Raw genomic sequence first — 24,792 nt, 5'->3', positions numbered from 1 at the left:
TAAATTCAGATCGGTCCGAGATCAAATTCAGGAATTTGCTCCTGAAAAATTTTTCGGCGCTCTCCAAATCCACGTTCCCGCACATTGCGCGCATTACCCAGTACCGTTGAGGATATAGTTCTTTGGTTCAAGTCTGGCCTAACCAACCTAAGTTATATTCCCATCGCAAAGCGCCGATGTTTTAGTTCAATTGGCAATTCCTTTGAGGATGGGAACATGAACAAGAAAACTATCGGTCTGACATCAACTTTCGTTCTGATGGCCACCACGGCGCTTTCGCAAACCACCAAGCAAGACATCATCGACGAACTCACAGAACAAGGTTTCCAACGAATCGAAATAACCAACACGCTGTTTGGGAATCTTCGCTTTGAAGCGACTGGACCTGGAATCGAGAGAGAAGTGGTGCTGGGGAAAGACGGAACCATCGTTCGGGATCGTTCAGAGCGAGACGATGAGTTCGACGATGAGGAAGATGACGACGAAGATTTTGATGACGAAGATGACGACGAAGGATTTGATGACGAAGGTGACGATGACGAAGGCGATGGGGAAAACGATAGCGAAGGCGACGATGGTGAGCGCGACAGCGAAGGCGACGATGGCGAGCGCGACAGCGAGGGCGACGATGGCGAGCGCGACAGCGAAGGCGATGACGGCGAACGCGATAGCGAAGGCGACGATGGCGAGCGCGATAGCGAAGGCGACGATGGCGAAGGGGATGACGAAGGCGACGATGATTAATTCAGCTTCCAACTTGAGCCCAAGCGAGATTGGGGTTTGAACAAATGGTTTAAAAAAGAAGCCATGTTCAAAGCGGGGATCGCTGTATATGCGATCTCTGCTTTGACGTTCGTGATCGAATTGATTGGCGAAATAACAGGATACTACATTTTTTCCGCGAGTTGGGTGGTCCATGAAATCACGGCTCTCATCACCTTATTTGGGTTTATTCTTGGGGGGCTTTTGATTTGGCAAAGCCACAGGCTGTTTTTGCGACGTCACCAAGAAGTCAAACAGAACCTGCGAAAGGCACAAGGCGAGTTTTTTCGGATGCTGGAACTACAGTTCGACCGTTGGGGCCTTAGTGCTGCGGAACGAGATGTTGCACTGCTCACCGTAAAGGGCCTGTCCCTCGCAGAAATAGCTAAACTGCGCGAGACCAGCGAGGGAACAATCAAGTCCCAGAACAATTCAATCTACAAAAAAGCTAAGGTCAAATCGAGGACGCAACTGTTAGGCGCGCTCATAGAAGAGCTTTTGATCGAAGAAAAGAAATAAACCAAGAAACGATCGGATATCGTCGTAAATTCATTCATTTATCGGCAATGAGTAGAAAAGAACGCCCAAGTAGATGCCTCGGGCCTGTAAAGCCAACGTTTTAAGTGGTTGCGAGGCTCTGTTTCAGGGCAATGCACTCAACAATCAGAATTGTAGCCTCATCAAAATTGAAGCCTGCCCCACCACCAGCTGATGGTCGGCACATTCCACAGCATCGCTACGGCACTCGACATTCGCCCAAAGAAAAAGGCCCCGGCGGATTACCGGGGCCTTCGTTCTTGCAAAAGAGGCAGATTACTCTGCGCTTTCCTCTTTCTTTTCTTTCTTCTCGGGAACGATCTCTTCGCCGGTTTCCTGATCGACAACTTTCATCGACAGGCGCACCTTGCCGCGATCGTCAAAGCCCAGCAGCTTGACCTTTACTTCCTGACCTTCTTTCAGAACATCCGACGGATGGTTCAGGCGTCGGTTTTCGATCTGGGACACGTGCACCAGACCGTCGCGCTTGCCAAAGAAGTTCACGAAGGCACCGAAGTCGACGATCTTGACCACTTTACCGGTGTAGATCTGGCCTTCTTCCGGCTCAGCAACGATCGAGTGGATCATCTCATAGGCCTTCTTGATCGATTCACCGTCGGGCGAAGCGATCTTGATGACGCCGTCGTCATTGATGTCGACCTTGGCGCCCGAAACCTCGACGATCTCGCGGATGACCTTGCCGCCTGAACCGATCACTTCACGGATCTTGTCGGTGGGGATGTTCATGGTCTCGATGCGCGGCGCGTGGACCGAGAATTCGTTGGTCTCGGACAGGGCTTTGCCCATCTCACCCAGAATGTGCATCCGGCCGTCCTTGGCTTGCGCTAGGGCTTTCTCCATGATCTCAGGCGTGATGCCCGCAACCTTGATGTCCATCTGCAGCGAGGTGATGCCGTTTTCGGTGCCAGCCACTTTGAAGTCCATGTCGCCAAGGTGGTCTTCGTCACCCAGAATGTCCGACAGGATGGCATAGTTGCCGTCATCTTCCAGGATCAGACCCATGGCCACACCGGCAACCGGTGCTTTGAGCGGAACGCCCGCATCCATCATCGAAAGCGAACCACCGCAAACCGACGCCATCGAGGACGAGCCGTTGGATTCGGTGATCTCCGACACGATGCGGATCGTGTAGGGGAAGTCGGTCGCCGCAGGCAGAACCGCCTGCAGGGCACGCCATGCCAGCTTGCCGTGGCCGATCTCACGACGGCCCGGACCACCCACGCGGCCAACTTCGCCAACCGAGTAGGGGGGGAAGTTGTAGTGCAGCAGGAAGTTCGATTTGAAGTTGCCGTGTAGCGCGTCGATGAACTGTTCGTCGTCACCGGTGCCCAGCGTGGTCACGGCCAATGCCTGAGTCTCACCACGGGTGAACAGGGCAGAACCGTGGGTCCGCGGCAGCATCGAGGTTTCTGCGACGATCGAACGGATATCGGTGGTCGAACGACCGTCGATACGTTTGCCGCCTTTGACGACGTCACCGCGCAGAATGCCAGCTTCCAGCTTCTTCATAGCGGAACCGAGGTTGCCGTCTTCTAGTTGCTCTTCGGTCAACGCTTCCTTGATCGCTTCACGGGCCGCGGCAACAGCGGCGGTGCGCTCTTGCTTGTCGGTGATCGCGAACGCGGCGCGCATCTTCTCTTCACCGGCAGCCGAAACAGCGGCGGACAGCTCCGAGTAATCGGGGGCGACAAATTCGAACGGCTCTTTCGCGGCTTCTTCGGCCAGCGAGATGATCAGGTCGATCACGGGCTGAATTTGCTCATGCGCGAAGTTTACCGCGCCCAGCATTTCCGCCTCGGACAGTTCGTACGCTTCCGATTCCACCATCATCACGGCGTCTTTGGTACCGGCGACAACCAGGTCCAGACGCTGTTCAGGGTTCAGGCGCAGGTCCTGCATGTCGTCGACGGTCGGGTTCAGAACGTATTCGCCATCCTCGAAACCAACGCGGGCACCGGCGATCGGACCCATGAACGGCGCGCCGGAAATGGTCAGAGCAGCGGATGCCGCGATCATCGCAACGATGTCGGGGTCGTTGACCAGATCGTGGGACAGCACGGTGCACATCACCAGAACTTCGTTTTTGAAGCCGTCAACAAACAGCGGGCGGATCGGACGGTCGATCAGACGCGCGGTCAGCGTCTCTTTCTCGGTCGGGCGCGCTTCGCGCTTGAAGAAGCCACCCGGAACCTTACCGGCGGCATAGTATTTTTCTTGATAGTGTACGGTCAGCGGGAAAAAATCCTGACCGGGCTTTTGAGCACGGGCAAAGGTCACGTTCGCCATGACGCTGGTTTCACCCAGCGTGGCAATCACGCTGCCGTCGGCCTGACGGGCAACCTTGCCGGTTTCCAGTGTCAGCGTCTCTTCGCCCCACTGAATCGATTTCTTTGTTACATCAAACATATGCGTATCCTAGAACGGAGCACTCCCGCCCCTGCGGGTCTCCGGTTTGCATGGCGGCCCCATTGCCGCCGACCCCACTTTATCTTCCATTCGAGTGCCGGGGTCAGGGCACAACGTCTCAGATGACAGGCCCATACATCAGTTTGCAAGCTTTGGAAAGTCGGGAGTTTTTGGGGGGCAGGGGATTGCCTAACCCCCGCCCAAGCTGGGCAGGGGCCGATGTATCAAAGGATAGCGTGCGCCAATATCATCACCACGCCGCAGCCCAGCGCATATCCGGTGTCGACTGCGATGGCGAAGCCGCTTTTCTGCGCCCATGCCCCGACCGATGCGGCCTGAGCAGCCACCGCAAGGATGGCCAGAACTGCAACGCCAAGGCTATTGGTGGTCTCGGTCACGGCGATCACAGCAGCCAGCAGGATCAGAAATATGATCTGGGCTGCCAGTTGAGGCAGAGGTGGTGTGTCAGGCGGTGTCGGATCGATCCGAGTACCTTCGGCCCAACGTTTCTGAAATCCCACAGGTCCGTAGACCAGCCAGCCCAGCAGAAAGGCGGCGATGACTCCCGCGCCAAGGGCAAGCCAGTTGTTCACAGCGCGACCTCCAGCACTTCAAGGATCCGGGTCCAGCCGCCTTCATGATTGTCTCGGCTTTCTTCCGAAGGGAAGCGGATGTGGTGCAGGCGCAATTCAGTACCCTTATCGGTGGGCGTGAAATCTAGCGTCACGGTGGAATCGTCCTGACTGTAAGGAGAGTTCCAAGTGAATTGCAGCCGATTGGGCCGGTCGATCACTTTGTATTCGCCCTCATGCGGAAGGTCCCCGGCCTCGGGCGCGCGCATGATGATCTTGAACCGGCCCCCTACCTTGGCGTCAGAATAAGCTTCGGGCACTGACATGTTGGGACCGGGCAGCATGAACTTGGCCAACATTTCCGGGTCTAGCCAAGCATCAAACACCTTTTCCGGCGGGTGCGGAATGGCGCGGGTTATTTCAAGGGACAGTTCCGTCATCTTCTGGGTCCTCCAAAGCAGTTTCCAAGGCGTCCAGCCGAAGCGCCCAGATCGAACGCAGCCCGGCGAACCAGTCATCCACGGCTGACAAGGGGGCCATCTGCACCTCGATCAGATGCTCGCGCCATTCCGTCCGACGCCGCACCAGCCCGGCATTCTCCAGCACCTTGATGTGCTTGGACACCGAGTTGAGGCTCATATCGAATTGCCGCGCAATATCCGTCACCCGCAAGGGGCCCTGCTGCGCGAGCATCGTTAGGATCACGCGGCGGGTTGGGTCGGACGCGGCCTTCAATATAGCGCTTAGGTCATAGCGATTCTCTCGTTCAACCATTTGGATGAATTACATGCCTTTCCTGCTTCAGTCAACCATTTGGTTGAATAACAGGATATTTGCAGCTCTGAAAGCTAATTCGGTCGCTCCCACCGCCTAATTATTCGCGAAATCGAATATATTTGGTGAAAATTTAGTATCCGTATAGGCTGAAACCACCATACCTGCGGTCGAAACGACGGAAACGCGCCAAGGGAATACGAATATCACCTCCGTCCGCCGGTCGAATACCTTGGCGTTTGCACGTAGCGAACAGAAGGGCAGACGCATGGCACAAACCAAGAAAATGCTGGATCCGGATCCCCGGATTTATGACTTTGAGACCGAATATGAGCTGGGGCAGGACAATGTCCGGCCTTTCGGTCTGGACATCCATAACCCGGTCTTTTTGATCTCTAGTATCCTGATCTTTGCGTTCGTCCTGATCGCGCTGGCAAATCAGGAATCCGCAGCCACGTTCTTTGGCTGGCTCCGACCATGGCTGACCAGCACGTTTGACTGGTTTCTGGTGCTGTCGGTTGACGCAATCACCCTGTTCTGTCTGGTGTTGATCATCTTGCCGGTGGGCAAGGTGCGGATCGGCGGCAAGGACGCCAAACCCGACTATTCCTACGCCGGATGGATCGCGATGATGTTCGCGGCCGGGATCGGCATCGGGCTGTTGTTCTTCGGCGTGATGGAGCCGGTCTATTACAACTTTGCAGAAGACGGCAACGCCCGCCCGCTGGGCATCGATATCGCTGTGCCGGGTAACGAATATATCGGCATTGTCGGCACGATCCATCATTGGGGTCTCGAAGGCTGGGCGGTATATGCGGCCGTTGGTCTGGCGCTTGCAATCTTCAGCTATAATCTCGGGCTACCATTGACCCTGCGTTCGGCTTTTTATCCGATCCTGGGCGAGCGCGTCTGGGGCTGGTGGGGCCACATCATCGATACTCTGGCAGTATTCGCGACCCTCTTCGGCCTGACCACATCATTGGGTTTGGGCGCACAACAGGTGGCCGCCGGGCTGTATGAGGTCTTTGGCATCGAACCCAGCCCCACCGTCACCGTCCTGCTGATCATAGGCATTACGATGATCGCACTGGGCTCGGTCCTGATGGGCATGGATGCAGGAGTCAAACGGTTGAGTGAGATCAACATGATCATGGCCGTAGGACTGTTCATCTTCGTCATTGTAGTTACCGGTGTCGGCACCGCCATTGCACGGTATTTCAACGTGATGGTGGATTACGTGACGCACCTGCCTGCTCTGTCCAATCCGTTCGGTCGGGAAGACACCAGTTACTTCCACGGCTGGACAACCTTCTACTGGGCCTGGTGGATCGCATGGTCGCCTTTCGTGGGCATGTTCATCGCCCGTATCTCCAAAGGTCGCACAGTGCGTGAATTCGTGATCTGCGCCTTGCTGGCACCCACTGCGGTATGTGCCTTGTGGATGTCGACCTTTGGCGGCGCAGCCATCGACATGCTGAACGCAGGCGGCGCAGAAGGTGTCCGCGCCACGGTGATCGACAGTTACGCCCCAGAAGGTGCGCTGTTCGGGTTCCTGAAGGAACTGCCGCTTTACGGCATCATTGCCCCGATCGCTCTGATCCTGATCGTTGTATTCTTTGTCACATCGTCGGACTCAGGCTCGCTGGTGATCGACACGATCACGGCAGGCGGAAAGATGGACGCACCGGTTGTGCAACGCGTGTTCTGGTGCACGCTTGAAGGCCTCGTCGCAATCGCACTGCTGCTGGGCGGAGGTCTCTCTGCCTTGCAAGGGGCAGCGGTGTCGACTGGAATTCCGTTTACCTTGGTGGTTCTGATCATGTGCTACTGCCTGTGGCTGGCGCTTAAATCAGAAAAGGCCAAGATGTAACTGGGATTATCCTGAGAAAACCGAAACGCCCGCCAGTTCGGCGGGCGTTTTTGGTCCGGAGCGGCCCCTGTAGCGCGTACCCATGCAGCAGTCGTCAGGAGCGTACCAAACGGCGGTCAGTGCAGCGAATCCTCGCGTTTGCCTTGGGTTGGATATTCCATCTTTTCATCTTCTAGGATCCCGCGAAGAACCGCCGCTGTCTCGACCTTCGAAATTGCCTTCTTATGGTCGTAGGGATTGTTCAAAATCGACCGCGCATTTGTGGCGTTGGACGTCTCAGACATCTTGGTTGCAAACACCCGGCTCAGAATTGTCTTCAATGGCATCATTCAACTCCCGCAACATATGGTCATCAAATCCTTGCCGCTGCGGGTCAGGTCCAAGCCACTTGAGGGAAGGGCTCAAAGACCAACTTCCGTGAGTGTGAACCCGCAGCGACACCGTCCATGTAAGAAAAATGGGGTGCCGAGAAAGGGGGAAGAAATCTGCTGTTTGCATCATTTTTTTGACCACTTGGAAAAAAATCACGACACTGCTTACGCTTACGTCAACCCTCTAACCTAGGGCCCGGCTTTCGCGACGCGGCGTCACAATTCGAAACCCAAGGTCAGCCCCCCGGATACCGCCCGTCGCCGCGCCAAATTGGACAGAAAACAAAAGAGCCCATACCCTGACTCTGGGCAACTCTTGGCGCAGCGCGTGTTTCTTGTGATGTGACCTGCCCCCTCAATGTTTTTGAAGTTGGATTTTTCCGGGACCGTAACGAGGATGCTGTTATGAACCTTTCACGATTGTCTCTGTTGCTGGTCGTATTCATTGACGTGATGGGTTTTGGATTGATCGTGCCGATTTTCAACACGATCCTGCTGGATCCACACCAGGCTTTCCTCGCACATGGAACAGCGACGAATATCCGCCAGCTCGACTATACGATTCTGATTGTCGTCTTCTTTTTGTTCTACTTTTTCGGGGCGGCCTTCATCGCCAAGTTGTCGGACTATATCGGGCGTAAAACAGGCATCATGATCTGCCTTACCGGTGCCCTGATCGGCTACGTTCTGACTGTGGCCGCGATCATGACGTCCAGCTATTGGCTGTTACTTTTGGGGCGCGCCATTTCCGGGTTTACGACGGCCAACCAACCCATTGCGCAGGCCGCATTGATCGACATCAGCCATGACGATCAGGAGAAATCAAAAAACCTCGGGATGATTGTTGCGGCATCCGCGCTGGGCCTGCTCGGGGGGCCACTGATTTCAGGATTGCTCAGCGACCAAAACCTGATGGGGTCATTTGCGTCACTGGAACTGCCTTTCTACGTCGCCATTGCCCTGATCCTGATCAACATGGCACTGATTCTGTTCTTCTTCTCCGAACCCGGTTTCAAAAGACAAAAAATTGACTTCGGGCTTTTAGATGTTGTTTTGAACCTGTGGAAAGTCTTCTCGCACCCGGTCGTTTTGCGGCTTTCGGTCGTCATGTTGTTCTCGCTGATGTGCCTGAATGCGTTTTTCTTCTTCATCGACACGTATCTGCTGACCCGGTTCAAGTTCAGTACGCTTCAAAACAGCATGGCCCTCGCCGTGTTCGGAGGCTCCATGGCCTTTGGCAGTGCCTACCTCACCGCGCCGCTGCACGAGCGCTATAAAAAGTTTCCGATTCTGTATGTCTCCATTGCAGCGATGGCACTTGGGATATTGGCCTTCATGCTGAACCCCATGGCCGATCTGACCTATGTCCTGATTGTTCCGATAACCATCGCGTTCGCGATCATGTACCCGACCATGCTTTCGTTGTTTTCCGCGAGCGTCGGCCCAACCGAGCAAGGTTGGGTCATGGGTGTGACAGTCGCCATCTACGCGTTGGGCTCTGGGACCATTACGGCCCTCAGCGGGTCCCTCATGGCTATCAATTTGCGGATGCCTTTCGTGCTCGCGGTCATCTGCGGTGTACTGGCACTGATTGCGATGGCGAAACTGTTTCGCCATCCCGGCGTTCAAGCGCTTGATACCAAAGGCAAGTAGGTTTCATCAGTGTGTCCCGAACGAAAATGGGCGCGCCCGCTACAGGCACGCCCAGTAAAAAAGGGAGGACTATGAAAAACCTGACGCTCGAAACAAAAGAAGCGCCTACTCACTAACATCCTCAGAATGGCGCAATCTTTGACCGCGTTCAGTGAAGTGGTTCACAGGAAGTTAAAAAAGTTTGCGCTTCTTTGCGTAGCGGTAAGGTTTGGGCCGCAGGTATGTGTGTGCCGTCTCTCATGAACATGGCGGGAAATTCGCGCGCCGCACAGTTCACTAGATTAGACAGTGACCAAAACAAATACGCCCACCAAATGGCGGGCGTACAAGATGTACAATTTGTACGAACAGGGCCTCAGCGCCTGTACAACATGAACAAAACGCGTTTAGCGGCGGATGCCCAGCTTTTTGATCAGGTCCTGATAGCGTGCTTCTTCTTTGCCCTTCAGATAGTCCAGCAGCTTACGGCGCTGAGCAACCATCTTCAGCAGACCACGACGACCGTGGTTGTCTTTCTTGTGGGTTTTGAAGTGCTCGGTCAGGGTGTTGATGCGCGAGGTCAGGATAGCAACCTGGACTTCAGGCGAACCAGTGTCGCCGTCCTTGGTTGCGAATTCTTTCATGACGCGTGCTTTATCAGCGGCAGTAATCGACATCGGGGTCTCCTTTAAAGGTTAGAGTTGATGGCGCAGGCCGGGATGTCGTCCAGCACAGGCCCATGGAGAAAACCGCACCGATTCCGATGCGGATGGGCGCGTATAGGCGCATTCACCGCAAATGGCAAAGGGATTCTGCAGGCTCAACTGGTGAAGGCGTACTGCTCCAACTGGGCTTCGGTCACAAACTGAATATCTTCAACAGTCAGACCCTCTGCGCCAAAAAGCTGAGCGACGTCTTCGCCATTGACCCGAACATGGGTCAAGCTGTTGTTTTCACTGTCCTGTTCGATCGTCAATTCCGGTTCTTCCGGGTTGTCCCAGGTGATCAGAAGCTTGTCGTGACCGATCTGGAAATCCATGATTGTCGTGGCTTCCTGCTCGGGGTCGGACTGCACAACGATCTCGTCCTCACCCTCTCCACCTGTGACCACATCGCCGTCTTCGGCAAGAATGACGTCGTCCCCAGAGCCCCCGTTCAGGAAGTCGCGCGCAGGCTCGTCCAGGCCATCTTCTCCGGACAAGATGTCATCACCATCTCCGCCAAACAGGGCGTCTTCACCGGCACCCCCAACAAGGTAGTCGTCGCCATCTCCGCCTTGTAGCGCGTCGTCGCCGTCATCGCCGCTTAACGTGTCATCGCCCTGACCACCAAAAAGCCTGTCATTCCCATCACCGCCGCTCAGATCATCTGTTCCGAAATGACCATACAGGTCGTCATTTCCTGACATTCCGTCCAGCGCGTCGTCACCATATTCACCATGGAGCACATCATTCCCGAGGTTGCCAAACAGGACGTCCCCGCCACCACCGCCATACAACACGTCGTTGCCGGCGCCGCCGTCGATCCAGTCGTCCCCGCCATATCCGTTGATCTGATCGTTGCCTTCCTGCCCGGTCACAACATCCGCATCCTCATCGCCCGCAATGACCAGATCGCCCTCATACTCAGACACAATCTCGCCAGTGTCAGAGTCGGTTTCCTCGGCAGAGCTGGGCTCGTCGACATTCTCGTCCGCGTCAAGCAAATTGCCTTCCGACAGGTCGTCGTCGGCCGTTTCCTCGATGCGATCGTCTTCATCCTCGTCATCGCCTTTGTCTTCTGGCACAAGTACGTCGCTGATTGCGTAGGCGGCACCACCCATGGCGGCCATTCCGAATAATCCGATCAGAAACATATCTACCCTCCGCAAGCACAATGGCTCCGAGTGTAAAACATCTCATGCAAACAATGGCTTGGTCAAAGCGAAGCTGAGAGCGTGGTTAATCCTTTATCACCAGGGTTCGGGCTGCTGAGTGTACGCAATGTAGAGAGGATGCTTCGGATGCCCGTCCTTGGTCAGCCCAAGGTGGAACAAGGGCTGGCCCGTGCCGCGCAGCAAGTCCTCAACTGCGGGGCCGCGTTCCAGATGTGCGCCATGGGTGCCCCAGGCGGCGATGACCTGATCCGCCCATTCCACGCCGTCCAGGATGGCTGCGTCATTCTCAGGCCCCACCGGATCTGCAGATGCACGCATCTTGCGCGGATCAGTGTCGCGCCAGGCAAAGATATTGGTGACCTGAAAAGCTCCGAAACCCAGTGTGCGTGCGCGACGCTCGCAACGTTCCACCGTGGGGTCGTTCTGCACCTCGGTCGCCGTCGACGGATTCAGCATCACAAACAACGCCTTGCGGCCCCCCGGGTTCCAGATACGGGTCAGGCTATAGCGGTATTTTTCGCAATCGGAGTAGATAGCAGTCGAGGGCGCGTCGCCCTTGGTATGAGAACGGGTGATCATGCAGCCGGGTTTGGCTGGAATTGGACCCGTTTACAAGGGTCGATGTCCTGGTCTCTAACTTGTGCTATACCTGCCTTCATTTGATCGACTTTTTCTGGGGGAAGACATGACATTCGAAACATTGGATCCGGCGGATTGGGAGGAGACCCGCAAATTAGCGCATGAGATGTTGGATATGGCGTTGGATCATACGCGTGATGTGCGTGATCGGTCGATTTGGAAAGATATGCCGACTGCCATACGCAACGGGTTTGAAACGCCCGCGCCTCAGCAGGGTATGCCGCTGGATGATTTGATGGATGATGTCCAGTCTCAGGTCATGCAGTATCCGATGGGCAATATTCATCCCCGGTTTTGGGGCTGGTACATGGGCGCAAGCAATTTCACAGGCGCGATGGCGGATTTTCTGGCCGCAGTTCAGGGATCGAACCTAGGGGGTGGGAATCATGCGGCAGCCCTGATCGACCGACAAGTCGTCGACTGGCTACGCGAGATGATCGGTCTGCCGGAAGGGGCCAGTGGGACATTGGTCAGCGGCGGCAGCGTGGCAAACTTGATCGGGCTGACGGTGGCCCGCAACGTCAAATCCGGGATCGACATGCGCGAAGAGGGCATCGCCGCCATGGATAAGCCGATGCGGTATTACGGATCGGATCAGATGCACAGTTGTCACCAAAAGTCGCTCGAAACACTGGGTCTGGGCAACAAGGCGCTGCGGCGCATTCCTACGCAAGACGATTTGACGATGGATCTTGAAGCGCTTGCCGGCATGGTCGCGCAGGATCGCGCAGACGGCCTTAACCCCGCTTGTGTGATTGCCACCGCCGGAACCGTGAACACAGGCGCCATCGACGACTTGTCGGCGATTGCCGATTTCTGCCGCGAGGAAGGCCTGTGGTTTCATGTTGACGGCTGTATCGGTGCGTTAATTGCAATCGCCCATGATAACAGTTGGCGCGTGTCCGGCATCGAAAGCGCGGATTCCGTCGCGCTCGACCCACACAAATGGTTACATGCGCCTTTCGAAGTGGGTTGCGCGTTGGTGCGAAGCCATGATGCCCACCACGCGACATTTACTCTGACCCCGGAATACCTGGAACCGCAATCCCGAGGCGTCGCCGGGGCGGCGTTTTTGCACGATTACGGCATTCAGACTTCGCGTGGGTTTCGAGCGCTCAAGGTCTGGATGTCCTTGAAGGAGCACGGCGTTCAGAAATTCGGCAGGCTCATTGATCAGGATATCGAAAAGGCGCGTTATCTGACTTCGCTGATCGAGGCAGAGGATGACCTCACCTTGATGTTCCCCACCAACATAAACATCGTTTGTTTCCGCTATGACCCGGGCGGTCTCAGCCCCGAAACTCTGCGTGCGATTAACAGCGAAATCATGTTGTGCCTGCAAGAGGAAGGCACAGCGGTTTTATCGGATACAACGGTTCAGGGAGCGCATTGCCTACGGGTGGCGGTCAACAATCACCGCACGCAAAAGCAGGATCTGGATCTACTGGTGTCCGAGATACTTCGACTGGGTCACAAATTGCGTATCGCCGCCTGAACAGTCATCAGTTGGCGGCAAAGACGCGGCTTGGGTACAATTCGCCCGACTTGTAAATTCCTACGGCCACGGCCTTGCCATCCAGCGAGGCCCAGGCCTCGTCGCCGTATTCCACGTCAGAGGCGAGCACCATGCCCGGATTGCCATTCCGCAGACGGGTGGCTCCTTCAGAGGTGCATTTCAGCTCGGGTAGGTCCGACAAGCCGGTTTCCAGCGGATGCAGATAATCATCCAGAGCGGTGGTTTTGGCCATCTCGTCGATCTGTTCGATGGTCAGGCCATCCGCGGCCTCAAACGGGCCGGACCAGATGCGGCGCAGTTTTTTCACGTGGCCGTGGCAGCCGAGCGCTTCGCCCAGATCACGCGCAATGGAACGGACATAGCCACCTTTGCCACAGGTCATCTCCAGCACGACGTGGTCTTCGTCGGGGCGGTCGATCAGCACCAGTTCCTCTACCCAAAGAGGGCGGGCGGTCAGTTCTACATCCTCGCCATCTCGGGCCAGCTTATAGGCGCGTTGACCGTCAATTTTCACGGCCGAGAACTTGGGCGGCACCTGTTTGATATCGCCCAGAAACGGGCCGAGCGCTTGTTTGATATCCTCATCCGAGGGGCGCGCAATGCTTTCAGCGATGACTTCGCCCTCGGCATCATCGGTGTTGGTGGCCTGCCCCAGCCGCACGGTGAAGGTGTAGGCCTTCAGCGCATCGGTGATGTAGGGGACGGTCTTGGTTGCCTCACCCAGCGCAACGGCCAGAACGCCGGTCGCCTCGGGGTCCAGCGTGCCCGCATGGCCGGCTTTCTTGGCGTCCATCGCCCAACGCACCTTGTTGACCACCGCGGTCGAAGTCATGCCAGCGGGCTTGTCCACCACCAGCCAACCGGAAATGTCGCGGCCCTTGCGTTTGCGTCCCATTCTACACCTTGAGTCTTGCTGAGGCGCGCGAGTTAGCGGATCGTTTCGATGCTGTCAATTTGCCGGAACGTCCTCGACGACACCCACGATGGGTCCCAGCGAAAACCCGATATCCGACCGGTTGCTGGCGCGATCATACATGCGGGAAATGTTGCCATCTAGAAACAGCGCATTCGGTGTTTTTAATACATCGCGGAATAGGCTGCCAAATTCAAAGAAAGTGACGTAATCGTCCGAGATCGCAAACACCGCACGCGTGCCATCGGCGCTGGTGCCCACCCCGTTTCGGGTGTAGCGCGAGGTTGAATCCGGCAGAAAGCGAGGGTGTAACTCTCCGTTGATCACCAGCATGGGGCCCGATTGTGTCGCAAAGCGGCACTGCGGTGCCTGATCGACGAAATCCAAAGTCTCGAACACATCGGCACGGTTTTCACGGATGCAGAACACACCGTTGGGCAGCAGGCCGAAATTGCCGGGTCCGGCATTCGGTATCACGCGCATCTGCTCTTGCCCTTCTTCGACATAGTGGCCGACGGGCGAGCGGTCGTCATGGTACATGCCCGCATTCATCGCAAAGACGAGCCTTTTCCCCTGAGGCTCCAACGCCTCATTCACCGAAGAGAAATGACCCAACAGATCGCCATTTTCATCGTTCAGAAACAGGCGCAAATCTTCCGAGGTATCCACCTCGCAAACCGTATATCGCTTGTCCTCATGAGTCAGCTTCTCGCAGGTGACTGCAGAGACTTGCGCGGCCCAAAGGACAGCACACAGCATGACAAGGGTACGGATCACTCGTCCAGATCGCGGCGTACCGCGTCCTGATTAAACATACGGCGGGTGTCGTCCAGTCGATCAAACGTGTCATCCAGACGGAACCGCAGATCGGGCGAGAATTTTAGGTTCAGCTTCTTGCCGATTACGCGCCGCAGCTCGCCCTTGTTGCGGGCCAGCAGGTCAATCACGTCTTCCTGCCCCTTGCCGCCCAGGGGCAGCACATAGGCGGTGGCGATCTTCAGATCGGGCGAGGTGCGCACCTCACCCACGGTGATCGACATACGGTTCAGGTCGGGGTCGTGGACATCTCCGCGCGCCAGAACCTCGGACAGGGTGCGGCGGATCAGTTCGCCGACGCGCAGCTGTCGTTGGGAAGGGCCGGGGCCATCGTGGAATTTGTTCTTTGCCATGCCCCCCGATCTAAGCCCAAAGCGGGGCTTTGCCAAGCGGGCGCGAACCGGGTAGGAGGCTTTGAGCCGACTTTAGAAAGGACCAGCGCAATGACCCATATTCCGGGGATCGTCATCACAGGGGCTTCGGGCCGTATGGGGCAGATGCTGATCAAGACCGTGTCTGAGAGCGATCAGGCGCGTCTGGTTGGTGTGGTCGAGCGTAAGGGTCATGACTGGATCGGTCAGGATGTGGGTCAGGCAATGGGCGGGCAGGCGCTCGGTGTTACCGTCACTGACGATCCGCTGGAGGCATTTGCGCAGGCGCAGGCTGTTATCGACTTTACGGCGCCCGAGGCGACGCTCGAGTTTGCCGCGCTGGCAGCACAAGCGCGGTGCGTTCACGTGATTGGCACCACCGGAATGACGGATGAACAGATCGCAGCTTTGGAACCTGCCGCGCGCCATGCCGTGATTGTGCGGGCCGGGAATATGAGCCTTGGGGTCAATCTGTTGGTGCAGCTCACCAAAAAGGTTGCCGCCGCGCTGGATGAGGATTTCGATATCGAGGTCATCGAGGGGCATCACCATCACAAGGTCGATGCGCCTTCAGGCACGGCTTTGATGCTGGGCGAAGCTGCCGCAGAAGGGCGCGGTGTCAAGTTGGCGGATGTGGCCGATCGGGGCCGCGACGGTATTACCGGTGCGCGAAAACGCGGCGATATCGGCTTCCACGCGATTCGTGGCGGAGACATTGTCGGCGAACACGATGTCCTGTTCGCGGCACCCGGTGAGCGTATCGTGTTGCGCCATCTAGCTACTGACCGTGCGATCTTTGCCCGTGGGGCGCTCAAAGCCGCGTTGTGGGGTCAAGGCAAGGCACCGGGCCAGTATGACATGGTGGATGTTCTGGGGCTGTAGGCTTTAGGATCAAGAGCCAAGAAAATTCGACGAATTTTCTTGGCTCTATCGATCGGGCAGATGAAAGCTGTCTCAGCTTGCCTGAATGTGCCGGTCGACCATCCGTTGTACCATCGGTGCGAAATGGGCGAAATCCGGGGTCTCCATATCAGCGCGTTTTCCCGCTTCGTCCAGATAACGGACCTGAATGATCTCTTTCAGGTTCGGATTTGCCTCGAACTCGGCTATCTCCTTGCCACTCATCGGACCACCCTGCAGTTCCAGCGTATGGACCGAGGCTTCGGACAGGCGATTGAAATACTCCGGCTTGGTGGCGCAGAGATACCGCTTGGCTGCAACGTGATACCGGCAGCAATCGGTGATGACCGACGGAAAGAACTGCTCCAACACCTCTGCACCTGCATCTTCATGATATCGGTCCTCGGTATCGTCCGGATGGTAAGTGCCGAATTCTGAAGTAAAATGGCCAATGTCGTGCAACAGCGCACCGACGATGATTTCTTCAGACTGTCCGTTCTGTTCCGCAATCGTGGCACCCTGCAGCATGTGCTGGGCCATGGTGACGGGTTCCCCCAGATATTCCTCACCCCCCCGACGATCGAAGATGTCACCGATAAAGGCCACGATATTGTCCCGGTTTAAGGTCGAGAAATCGGGTTTCATTCCGCCGCCTCCGGTTGTGTCATCTGCATGGCGGCCAGTGTCGAAAGCAGCCCATCCTTGTCAGCATAGCATCCCTGCAACCAGCGAGACCCGGCCCCGGAATAGCCCAGCCGTGCATGCATTACGCGAGTGTTGTCGACGATGAAACTTTCGCCCGGTTCCAGCTTGAAAGACACGCCCATAGCGGGATCGTCAATGATCTCACCCAGCTGGCGATAGGCTGCATAGTAGGCTTCCATCTTGTCAAAGGGTACATCCACGAACGGCGCAGACGAGCGGTTGTTGAAGCGAATGCCGATCAACTCGCCATCGGGGGAAAGCTCGATCATCGGGCGACGTGACCGCAAACAGACCCCGTCCGAACCTTTATACTCGAACCGTGCCGGATAGCCTGCAAGCAAGGCGAAGCCCTCGGGGTTCAGATCGCGCAGACGCTCAGCCGCGCGGAAACCATCGACAACGATGGAATCGCCGCCTTCGGCCGAGTTCTCAAGGCAGTAGAGGATTTGCAGTGTCGGTACCGGGTCGCGATAAGGGTTGTCGGTATGGGCCTGCAACCCCAACCCGGTATAGGCGAGGTTGGTCGGGTTCACCTCGGTCCGAACCTCGAAATAGGGGCCATAATTTGTCTGGCGCACATAGCCGAACAGATCGGCCACTTTCAGCAGCGATTCGGGCTCGGTCGGGCCACCTGTCAGCTTGGCAAAGCCGTACTCCGCGACGGCGGCCAGCCAGCTGCGCTTGGCCTCCGGGTCGGTGTGCACCCTTTCCCAGTCACCGCTGGGGGCGCTGATACCACGCTCCCATGTGATGACGCCGGATGCGGTGCGGCCAACTTCTTGCGCCTGTTCGCGGTCATAAACGTGATCGGCCAGCCAATCGGCAGGGAACATCACGGATTTGTTTTCGGGCTGGAACGTCACGCTCAGATTGCCATTTCGGATATCGGCAGCGCTGACCGAGATATCGGAGGGGATATCGCCGATTGTGATCAGGCGCTGCCCGTTGCCGGGGGCGCGGGTCTCGGGGTCCAGCGCATTGTCGCGCAGCCAAATGGCGTGAAATCTGGCCTGGGTACCATCGGAAAATGCGACGGTGACCATGGAAGGGTCGAAAGTAGCTGAGCGCAGCATGGGGTCTCTCCTATTCGGCGCGGACTTTGCTTGAGGAGATATGCGCTTCGTGACATTACTACAATTAAACCTTGTTGCCTCTGAGACTTGGAAAATCTTATGGATAAGAAGAAGATCGGACTACCTCCATTGGACTGGCTGCGTGTGTTCGAAGCCGCCGGGCGGCTGGGTGGTTTTTCTGCTGCTGCGCGCGAATTTGGTTTGACGCAGGCGGCGGTCAGTCAACGGATAGGCAATCTTGAGGCGTGGCTGGGCCGGTCATTGTTTGTGCGCGAAGCCCGCGGTGTTTCGCTGACCATCGAAGGCGAAAGCTATCTGCCATTGGTGCAGGACAGCCTGCAAGCACTGGAACGCAATACCGAGGATCTGTTCGGCAAAACTCCGCGCGAGCTTCGGGTCGCGGGACTTTCGTCGCATATCCACGCGCTGGTTCTGCCAGCCTTGCCCACGTTCCTTGAGGCGCAGCCAAATGTGCGTGTAATGACAGATTCGATGGCGCGCCGAGCCTCACTGGAGGAAGAGCGTACCTGGCTGCAGATCCGCTATGGCAGAGGCGTTTGGCCTGGACGAAAGGCAAAGCTAATTGCGCCTGAAGTTCTGGCACCGATGGCCGCATCTGGCATCAAGTGGGGTGCGCCGCTGATTGATTTGCGCGGAGAACGCCCGGGTTGGAAGGACTGGGCGCAGGTAGCGGGGGTTGATGAATTACCGGCTGGTCGGATCAGTTTTGACTCGGTAGGTCACGCGATCACGGCCGCGCGTCAGGGCATGGGGATCGCGTTGGGTTCACTACCGTTGGCTTCGGGCGGCTTAAAGACTGGTCAGTTACACAGATTGGATATGCCCGAGCTTCGGACAAAGGATGGCTATTGGCTGACCTGGCCCGAGGATCGGGCAAGGTCGAAACGGCAAAGAGCGTTGATAGACGACTTTCTGCAGGCGCTTCGGGGCGCGGCCTGATCAGAAGTCGATGGCGATGCCCTTTTTCTCCCAATCGCCATAGCGGGCCGGATCGGGACCGTCGCGCCCACCCAGTTCCTTGGGCTGCGCCTTGGCTTCCGCTTCGGCCTTTTTGCGACGTTCCTCAGCCTCGGCCAATGCGCGCTGAGCGGCGGGGGGCAGGTCTTTGCGCTCGTCACTCATGACATCGGGTTCCTTTCTGTTCAGGGCCTTGATATACGCCCTCGTCCGCCCAAGGCAATGCGGCAAAGGTCACGAGAGGCACTCAGCATCATGTCAAACTCTGCAACCGCCGCGCGGCGCAGTGCAATCTATCTGCTGGATCAGATATTGGGCGAGGGGCGGCTGTTACCTGAATGTCTGGCGGCCGGCGCATTGGATCGTCTGGTACCCGAGGATCGCGCGCGCGCGCAGCGTCTGACGATTGAAACCCTACGCGGGCTTGAGCGTGCCGACCGGCTGTTGGCCGATCACTTGCGGCAGACACCGGCGCTAACGGTGCATAACGCGCTGCGGCTTGGAACGGTCGAGTTGTGTCAGGGCGAGGCCGCGCATGGCGTGGTCAATTCGATGGTCGAGATCGTGGGACGCTCGCGCAAGCATGGGCGGCTCAAGGGGTTGGTGAATGCAGTCTTGCGCAAGATTGCCGCCGATGGACCGGATGCTTGGCCCAAGATGCGCGTGCCCCGTCTGCCCGACTGGCTGCGCGATCCTCTGATCATGGCGTGGGGCGATGACGCAGTAAAGGGTATGGAACAGGCCCATTTCAATGGTGCACCGCTGGACGTGACGCTGAAACCGGGCGCCGAGGCGCCGGGCGGAAAAGCCCTGCCCACCGGCTCAGTCCGTTTGCAGGATGCGGGGCAGGTGTCGGCTTTGCCGGGCTACAAGCGTGGAAACTGGTGGGTTCAGGATGCGGCAGCGGCGCTGCCTGTGCGCGTGCTGGCCCCGAAAGCCGGGGAAAAGGTGTTGGACCTTTGCGCCGCGCCCGGTGGCAAGACGTTGCAATTGGCTGTGGTAGGGGCAGAGGTCACGGCGCTGGATATCTCTGAAACACGGTTGGAGCGGGTGCGCGAGAACCTGAAACGGACAGGTTTGAAGGCTAAGGTGATCGCTGGTGATGCGCTGGACCATCGGGGCCAGTATGATGCCATCCTGCTCGACGCGCCGTGTTCGGCCACGGGCACGATTCGCCGCCATCCTGATTTACCCTTCGCCAAGGATGGCTCGGAATTCGGGGGATTGATCGAGCTACAGGCCCGGATGCTGGCCCATGCCTGGACCCTGCTCAAACCCGAAGGCCGATTGCTATATTGCACCTGTTCCTTGTTGCCGGACGAAGGAGAGGTGCAGATCGAAGAGGCGCTGGATCAATACCCGGATATGCAGATTGACCGTGCGGCGCTTGAGATTGCGGGCGTTGAGCCGGACTGGATTACAGAAGAAGGTGGCTTGCGTCTGCGCCCGGATTTCTGGGCGGACAAGGGTGGCATGGACGGGTTCTATATCGCCTGTCTGAACAAATCCGCTTGAGGCGACGCTTTTCGATGACTTGACGCGCGGACCGGTCTATCGTGTGTTCAAGCGCCCGCAGAGCGCAAGGGGCAGAGTCGCAAGCGTCATGTCAGAATCGGACACAATGGCCAATCGCTGGATGCGGTTTCAGAACCGCCTTTACGCGCGCCTGAGCCAAAGGCGGAAGGCGGTTTCGGGATTCGTCAGCCAGCCTGAGCCGCGCACCGTGGGTTCGTTTGCACGCGGGCGACAACTGGTGGCCGGGAATCTCCTTTTCGCTGGATATCTAGTCGAGGCGGATGACACCGATCTATGGGATGTTGCTGCGCCCAGTCCGGATTTTGATGATGAACGCCACGGTTTCATCTGGCTGGATGATCTGGCAGCCGTCGGCGATATGCGCGCCCGTGAAAAGGCGCAGCGATGGGTCTGGGGCTGGATCACCGCACATGGGCGCGGGAAGGGACCCGGCTGGGCGCCGGACCTGACCGGGCGTCGGGTGATGCGCTGGATCAACCACGCGCAATTTCTGCTACGCGGCGCTGATGAGGCGCAAAGCAGAGCTTTCTTCCGCTCCTTGGCACAACAAACATGGTTTCTTTCCAAACGCTGGACAGCAGCAACACCAGGATTGCCGAGATTCGAAGCGCTCGCAGGGCTGGTTCAGGCTGGTTTGGCCCTGGAGGGGCTGGAGCAACTGGCTGATCCCGCATTGCGCGCACTGGCCCGGGAATGCGACCGCCAGATCGATGCCGAGGGCGGCATTCTCACCCGCAATCCGGAAGAATTGCTGGAGGTCTTCACTCTGCTGGCCTGGACCTCTGCTGCACTTGGTGAAGTTGGCCGAGGCACGCCTGCCTCTCAGACCGGGGCGATCAAGCGCATTGCACCTACTCTGCGAAATCTGCGTCATGCAGATGGATCTCTGGCCAGATTTCACGGGGGCGGGCGTGGGCTTGAAGGGCGGCTGGATCAGGCACTGGCACAAAGCGGTGTCAAGCCGCAGCAGCATTCGGACCTGTCAATGGGTTATGCACGATTGGCCGCCTCCAGAACCACGGTTCTGGTGGATGCCAGCGCGCCTCCCAAAGGTGCTGCGTCGTTCAACGCCCACGCATCCTCGCTTGCGTTTGAGCTGACCTCGGGGCGCCGTCCTCTGATCGTGAACTGTGGATCAGGCGGCAGTTTTGGGCAGGAATGGCGCAGGGCAGGGCGCGCGACCCCGTCGCATTCGACCCTATGCGTCGAAGGGTATTCCAGCGCCCGGCTTGCAGAAGGCGCAAATGGGTCGTCGCAAGAGGCATTGGTGGATGGCCCGCAGGATGTGCCCGTGGATTTCGAGGATGCCTTCGAAGGCACCCGCTTCATGGTGGGTCATGACGGCTATGCCAAAGTGTTTGGCCTGACCCATGCCCGCACGCTTGAACTGCGCTTTGACGGGCGTGAGCTGGTGGGCGAGGATATTCTGCTGACCGCAACCGACAAAGCCAAAAGGCAGTTCGATCGCGCGATGGACGGGGCAGGTCTGCAGGGGATAGCCTTTGACATCCGGTTTCACCTGCATCCTGACGTTGATGCGGCACTTGATCTGGGTGGCGCTGCGGTGTCGATGGCGCTCAAGAGCGGTGAGATCTGGGTTTTCCGCCATGATGGCGTTGGAAAGTTGTCAGTTGAACCAAGCGTTTACCTTGAAAAAGGCCGATTAAAGCCACGCGCGACAAAACAGATCGTTCTATCTGGGCGCGCAATGGAGTATGCGACGCGCATCCGGTGGACGCTCAGCAAGGCTCAGGATACAGCCTATGCCGTGCGGGATACGCACCGGGACGAGCCCGTTTTCGACTGACGCCAAAAGGACCTTTGGACCCATGACCGACCTTCACCCCGTGCGCCGCGCGTTGCTTTCCGTTTCCGACAAAACCGGGCTGATCGAGCTGGGAACGGCGTTGGCCGAACGCGGGGTTGAACTGCTTTCGACCGGCGGTACCGCGAAGGCGCTACGCGATGCGGGGTTGGAGGTGAAAGATGTCAGCGAGATCACCGGCTTCCCCGAGATGATGGATGGCCGGGTCAAAACGCTGCACCCGATGGTCCATGGCGGGCTGCTGGCTCTGCGCGATAATGACACCCATGTCGCCGCGATGAACGAACATGGTATCGGCGCAATCGACCTGCTTGTGGTAAATCTCTACCCATTTGAAGCGACCGTGGCCAAGGGCGCTGCCTATGATGAGTGTATCGAGAACATCGATATCGGCGGCCCAGCCATGATCCGGGCGGCATCCAAGAACCATGCCTTTGTAAACGTGGTTGTGGATGTCGAAGATTACTCGTCGCTGCTGGATCAGCTGGAAGAGAATTACGGTAAGACTTCTCTGGGCTTCCGTCAGTGGCTGGCGCAAAAGGCCTATGCCCGCACTGCCGCCTATGACACAGCCGTGTCCAACTGGATGGCCGATGCGCTGGAGCTTGAGGCCCCCAAACGCCGCGCCTTTGCCGGTGAGCTGAAACAGACCCTGCGCTATGGCGAGAATAGCCACCAGTCGGCAGCGTTCTATGTAGATGGCTCGGGTCGTCCGGGCGTGGCGACGGCGGTACAGCATCAGGGCAAGGAACTGAGCTATAACAACATCAACGATACCGATGCCGCCTTTGAGCTGGTGGCCGAGTTCGACCCGGCCGAAGGGGCAGCTTGTGCGATTATCAAGCATGCCAATCCGTGTGGTGTAGCGAAAGGTGCGACGTTGCTTGAGGCCTATAAAGCCGCGTTCGACTGCGACAGGACGTCGGCATTCGGCGGTATCGTGGCGTTGAATCAACCGCTGGACGCGGAAACCGCGCAGGAGATCACGGGGATTTTCACCGAGGTTGTGATCGCTCCGGGGGCGTCAGACGAGGCCAAGGCGATCTTCGCCGCCAAGAAGAACCTGCGCCTGCTGACGACCGAAGCTCTACCGGATGTGACCGCCGGTGGTAAAACTGTGCGACAGGTGGCCGGTGGCCTGCTGGTGCAGGACAAGGATAACGGCTTTGTTGGTATGGATGACTTGAAGGTGGTCACCAAAAAAGCACCATCTGAGGAACAGATGCGCGACCTGCTGTTCGCGTGGAAAGTGGCGAAACATGTCAAATCCAACGCCATCGTCTATGTCAAAGACGGCGCGACCGTGGGTGTCGGCGCGGGGCAGATGAGCCGCGTTGACTCGGCACTGATCGCGGCAAAGAAAGCAGCGCGTATGGCTGATGCGCTGGGCTTGCCACAGCCGCTGACCATCGGTTCGGCCGTAGCTTCTGATGCATTCTTCCCCTTCCCCGATGGGCTTATGGAGGCCGCCGAGGCAGGCGCGACATGCGTTATTCAGCCCGGCGGTTCGATGCGTGATGATGAAGTGATCGCGGCGGCGGATGAGGCCGGTCTGGCAATGGTCTTCACCGGCATGCGGCATTTCCGTCACTGATGCGCGGTTCGTTCATCCTATGGGCCGGATTGGCGGCGTTTTTGATCGACCAGATCAGTAAGTATCTGGTCGTTCACGTAATGCGCGTAGCGCAGGGCGATATCGACGTGCTGCCACCGCTTCTGGTTTTCAGATACGGCGAGAATCGCGGCATCAATTTTGGCCTATTTCAGGGCGACGGTGAGGCCGCCCGCTGGGTGTTGATCGGGGTTTCCGTGGCGATCTGCCTGGGCGTCCTGATCTGGCTGGGCCGCATCGCTCCTACGAAGCTTCAACAATTCTGCGGCGGTCTTCTGATCGGCGGGGCGCTGGGAAATGTCGTGGACCGGGTGCTTTACGGCTATGTTCTGGACTTTTTGAACATGTCCTGCTGCGGGATCAGCAACCCTTTTGTGTTCAATCTGGCGGATGTGTTCATATTTGCGGGAGCTTTGGGATTGGTCCTGTTCGATGGCAAAAAGCCCTCGTGACCTGCCGGACGATATGCGATAAAAGCGCCTGAAACTGGCTGGAGACACTGATGCGTATGCCACGCGCCATTCTTGTTCTGACACTCGCCGTTGTCGTTGCGGGCTGTTCCGATATTGGTTTGCGCAATCTTGATCCGCCCGGAGCGGGGCCGGATGAATTTTCGGTATTGCCCGTCAAGCCGCTGACCCAGCCCAAGGACTACGCCTTTCTTCCAGCGCCGACCCCCGGCGGTGCAAACCTGACCGATCCTAACCCCAAAGCGGATGCCGTTGTGGCGCTGGGTGGTAGTGAGGCAGCGCTGAACCCGAATACCGCAATACCGGCCAGCGATGCCGCGCTGGTGACGGCCTCAAGCAGATATGGCGTTCCTGCCAATACGCGTCAGGTAACGGCCGAAGAGGATGCGGCTTTCCGTAAAAATCGCGGTCGCTGGACCCGCCTGCGCCTGTTCCCGGTTGATCGGTACTCGCAGGTCTATGAACGTCAGTCAATCGATGCGAATGCGACCAATGAAGCGGCGCGTCGTCGTGGGATCGAAACGCCGTCGGCCCCGCCGCTGGAATGAATTCTTCTTAACTTTCCGTCATTGGCCTTGAACCCCGGCGGCACCACCGTAGTTTGAATATCAGAAATG

Annotated in this window: 26 protein-coding genes; 12 read left to right on the top strand and 14 right to left on the bottom strand. The window is 57.6% G+C overall.

The features are described from left to right. Positions 1-216: 216 nt before the first annotated feature. Positions 217-744, top strand: coding sequence for a hypothetical protein (locus ACR0MJ_RS10920; protein ID WP_480760957.1), 528 nt, complete (start codon positions 217-219; stop codon positions 742-744). Between the two features lie 36 nt (positions 745-780). Beyond that, the gene (locus tag ACR0MJ_RS10915; RefSeq protein ID WP_170394711.1) at positions 781-1,281 is read left to right on the top strand and encodes a helix-turn-helix transcriptional regulator; all 501 of its coding nucleotides are present in this window, start codon (positions 781-783) and stop codon (positions 1,279-1,281) included. Between the two features lie 294 nt (positions 1,282-1,575). Here the strand turns inward: ACR0MJ_RS10915 and pnp are convergent, their stop codons facing one another. From pnp to ACR0MJ_RS10895, 4 genes are all read right to left on the bottom strand, one after another. Then, positions 1,576-3,726, bottom strand: coding sequence for a polyribonucleotide nucleotidyltransferase (pnp, locus tag ACR0MJ_RS10910; RefSeq protein WP_170515055.1), 2,151 nt, complete (start codon positions 3,724-3,726; stop codon positions 1,576-1,578). 224 nt (positions 3,727-3,950) lie between these two features. Next, positions 3,951-4,319, bottom strand: a complete 369-nt coding sequence (locus ACR0MJ_RS10905) for a DUF1761 family protein (protein ID WP_480760954.1) — start codon at positions 4,317-4,319, stop codon at positions 3,951-3,953. Beyond that, positions 4,316-4,738: an SRPBCC family protein gene (locus tag ACR0MJ_RS10900; RefSeq protein WP_170408503.1), complete on the bottom strand. Its 423-nt coding sequence runs from the start codon at positions 4,736-4,738 to the stop codon at positions 4,316-4,318. Before ACR0MJ_RS10900 ends, ACR0MJ_RS10905 begins: the two co-directional genes overlap by 4 nt. Then, positions 4,719-5,072 (bottom strand): ArsR/SmtB family transcription factor, encoded by a 354-nt coding sequence (locus ACR0MJ_RS10895; protein WP_170426150.1) that lies wholly within the window; start codon positions 5,070-5,072, stop codon positions 4,719-4,721. Before ACR0MJ_RS10895 ends, ACR0MJ_RS10900 begins: the two co-directional genes overlap by 20 nt. Before the next feature lie 268 nt (positions 5,073-5,340). On the opposite strand from ACR0MJ_RS10895, the gene ACR0MJ_RS10890 reads away from it, so the two are divergent. Next, positions 5,341-6,942, top strand: coding sequence for a BCCT family transporter (locus ACR0MJ_RS10890; RefSeq protein WP_170513982.1), 1,602 nt, complete (start codon positions 5,341-5,343; stop codon positions 6,940-6,942). 116 nt (positions 6,943-7,058) lie between these two features. Here the strand turns inward: ACR0MJ_RS10890 and ACR0MJ_RS10885 are convergent, their stop codons facing one another. After that, the gene (locus ACR0MJ_RS10885) at positions 7,059-7,268 is read right to left on the bottom strand and encodes a hypothetical protein (protein ID WP_170408501.1); all 210 of its coding nucleotides are present in this window, start codon (positions 7,266-7,268) and stop codon (positions 7,059-7,061) included. Positions 7,269-7,718: 450 nt separating this feature from the next. Here ACR0MJ_RS10885 and ACR0MJ_RS10880 point away from each other — a divergent pair, with 450 nt between their 5' ends. Continuing rightward, entirely contained in the window at positions 7,719-8,966 is a 1,248-nt protein-coding gene (locus ACR0MJ_RS10880) for an MFS transporter (RefSeq protein ID WP_170408500.1), read from the top strand. 386 nt (positions 8,967-9,352) lie between these two features. Here ACR0MJ_RS10880 and rpsO read toward each other — a convergent pair whose 3' ends face one another. The 3 genes from rpsO to ACR0MJ_RS10865 all read right to left on the bottom strand — a co-directional run bounded on the left by rpsO (position 9,353) and on the right by ACR0MJ_RS10865 (position 11,400). Continuing rightward, positions 9,353-9,622 (bottom strand): 30S ribosomal protein S15, encoded by a 270-nt coding sequence (gene rpsO, locus ACR0MJ_RS10875; protein ID WP_050605082.1) that lies wholly within the window; start codon positions 9,620-9,622, stop codon positions 9,353-9,355. A gap of 143 nt (positions 9,623-9,765) precedes the next feature. Then, on the bottom strand, positions 9,766-10,800 hold the full coding sequence (locus ACR0MJ_RS10870) for a calcium-binding protein (protein ID WP_480760949.1): 1,035 nt from the start codon (positions 10,798-10,800) through the stop codon (positions 9,766-9,768). Positions 10,801-10,896: 96 nt separating this feature from the next. Next, the gene (locus ACR0MJ_RS10865; RefSeq protein WP_170819207.1) at positions 10,897-11,400 is read right to left on the bottom strand and encodes a DUF1643 domain-containing protein; all 504 of its coding nucleotides are present in this window, start codon (positions 11,398-11,400) and stop codon (positions 10,897-10,899) included. Positions 11,401-11,506: 106 nt separating this feature from the next. Here ACR0MJ_RS10865 and ACR0MJ_RS10860 point away from each other — a divergent pair, with 106 nt between their 5' ends. Next, positions 11,507-12,955, top strand: coding sequence for a pyridoxal phosphate-dependent decarboxylase family protein (locus ACR0MJ_RS10860; protein ID WP_480760947.1), 1,449 nt, complete (start codon positions 11,507-11,509; stop codon positions 12,953-12,955). Positions 12,956-12,962: 7 nt separating this feature from the next. On the opposite strand, the gene truB is transcribed toward ACR0MJ_RS10860, so the two are convergent. From truB to rbfA, 3 genes are read right to left on the bottom strand one after another with little or no spacing between them, the layout of a single operon-like run. After that, the gene (gene truB, locus ACR0MJ_RS10855) at positions 12,963-13,871 is read right to left on the bottom strand and encodes a tRNA pseudouridine(55) synthase TruB (protein ID WP_480760946.1); all 909 of its coding nucleotides are present in this window, start codon (positions 13,869-13,871) and stop codon (positions 12,963-12,965) included. Between the two features lie 54 nt (positions 13,872-13,925). Next, on the bottom strand, positions 13,926-14,648 hold the full coding sequence (locus ACR0MJ_RS10850; RefSeq protein ID WP_480761047.1) for a phosphodiester glycosidase family protein: 723 nt from the start codon (positions 14,646-14,648) through the stop codon (positions 13,926-13,928). A 14-nt stretch (positions 14,649-14,662) separates the two neighbouring features. Next, positions 14,663-15,058: a 30S ribosome-binding factor RbfA gene (rbfA, locus tag ACR0MJ_RS10845; protein ID WP_170394676.1), complete on the bottom strand. Its 396-nt coding sequence runs from the start codon at positions 15,056-15,058 to the stop codon at positions 14,663-14,665. 90 nt (positions 15,059-15,148) lie between these two features. Here rbfA and dapB point away from each other — a divergent pair, with 90 nt between their 5' ends. Continuing rightward, entirely contained in the window at positions 15,149-15,958 is an 810-nt protein-coding gene (dapB, locus tag ACR0MJ_RS10840) for a 4-hydroxy-tetrahydrodipicolinate reductase (RefSeq protein WP_170394672.1), read from the top strand. A gap of 72 nt (positions 15,959-16,030) precedes the next feature. On the opposite strand, the gene tmpB is transcribed toward dapB, so the two are convergent. Both tmpB and tmpA read right to left on the bottom strand, forming a co-directional pair. Next, entirely contained in the window at positions 16,031-16,621 is a 591-nt protein-coding gene (gene tmpB / locus ACR0MJ_RS10835) for a (R)-1-hydroxy-2-trimethylaminoethylphosphonate oxygenase (RefSeq protein ID WP_170394669.1), read from the bottom strand. Then, positions 16,618-17,754, bottom strand: a complete 1,137-nt coding sequence (gene tmpA / locus ACR0MJ_RS10830; RefSeq protein WP_480760944.1) for a 2-trimethylaminoethylphosphonate dioxygenase — start codon at positions 17,752-17,754, stop codon at positions 16,618-16,620. Before tmpA ends, tmpB begins: the two co-directional genes overlap by 4 nt. Positions 17,755-17,853: 99 nt before the next feature. Here tmpA and ACR0MJ_RS10825 point away from each other — a divergent pair, with 99 nt between their 5' ends. Further along, complete coding sequence (locus ACR0MJ_RS10825; RefSeq protein WP_480760943.1) at positions 17,854-18,714, top strand: LysR family transcriptional regulator; 861 nt, start codon at positions 17,854-17,856, stop codon at positions 18,712-18,714. Here ACR0MJ_RS10825 and ACR0MJ_RS10820 read toward each other — a convergent pair whose 3' ends face one another. Continuing rightward, entirely contained in the window at positions 18,715-18,897 is a 183-nt protein-coding gene (locus tag ACR0MJ_RS10820) for a DUF1674 domain-containing protein (protein WP_170394659.1), read from the bottom strand. A gap of 90 nt (positions 18,898-18,987) precedes the next feature. Between ACR0MJ_RS10820 and ACR0MJ_RS10815 the strand changes: the two genes are divergently transcribed. The 5 genes from ACR0MJ_RS10815 (at position 18,988) to ACR0MJ_RS10795 (ending at position 24,723) form a co-directional block, all read left to right on the top strand. Further along, on the top strand, positions 18,988-20,247 hold the full coding sequence (locus ACR0MJ_RS10815; protein ID WP_480760941.1) for an RsmB/NOP family class I SAM-dependent RNA methyltransferase: 1,260 nt from the start codon (positions 18,988-18,990) through the stop codon (positions 20,245-20,247). Positions 20,248-20,335: 88 nt separating this feature from the next. Then, entirely contained in the window at positions 20,336-22,075 is a 1,740-nt protein-coding gene (locus ACR0MJ_RS10810; RefSeq protein WP_170566965.1) for a heparinase II/III domain-containing protein, read from the top strand. A 22-nt stretch (positions 22,076-22,097) separates the two neighbouring features. Further along, a complete protein-coding gene (gene purH, locus ACR0MJ_RS10805) occupies positions 22,098-23,687 on the top strand; it encodes a bifunctional phosphoribosylaminoimidazolecarboxamide formyltransferase/IMP cyclohydrolase (protein ID WP_170819212.1) in 1,590 nt (529 codons plus the stop codon). Continuing rightward, complete coding sequence (gene lspA, locus ACR0MJ_RS10800) at positions 23,687-24,157, top strand: signal peptidase II (RefSeq protein ID WP_170566969.1); 471 nt, start codon at positions 23,687-23,689, stop codon at positions 24,155-24,157. The genes purH and lspA overlap by 1 nt, the downstream gene beginning before the upstream one ends. Positions 24,158-24,207: 50 nt before the next feature. Beyond that, positions 24,208-24,723, top strand: coding sequence for a DUF3035 domain-containing protein (locus ACR0MJ_RS10795; protein ID WP_170466572.1), 516 nt, complete (start codon positions 24,208-24,210; stop codon positions 24,721-24,723). Positions 24,724-24,792 lie beyond the last annotated feature (69 nt).

This window comes from Ruegeria sp. C6 (assembly GCF_056537625.1).
This window is presented reverse-complemented; position numbering and strand designations above follow the sequence as displayed.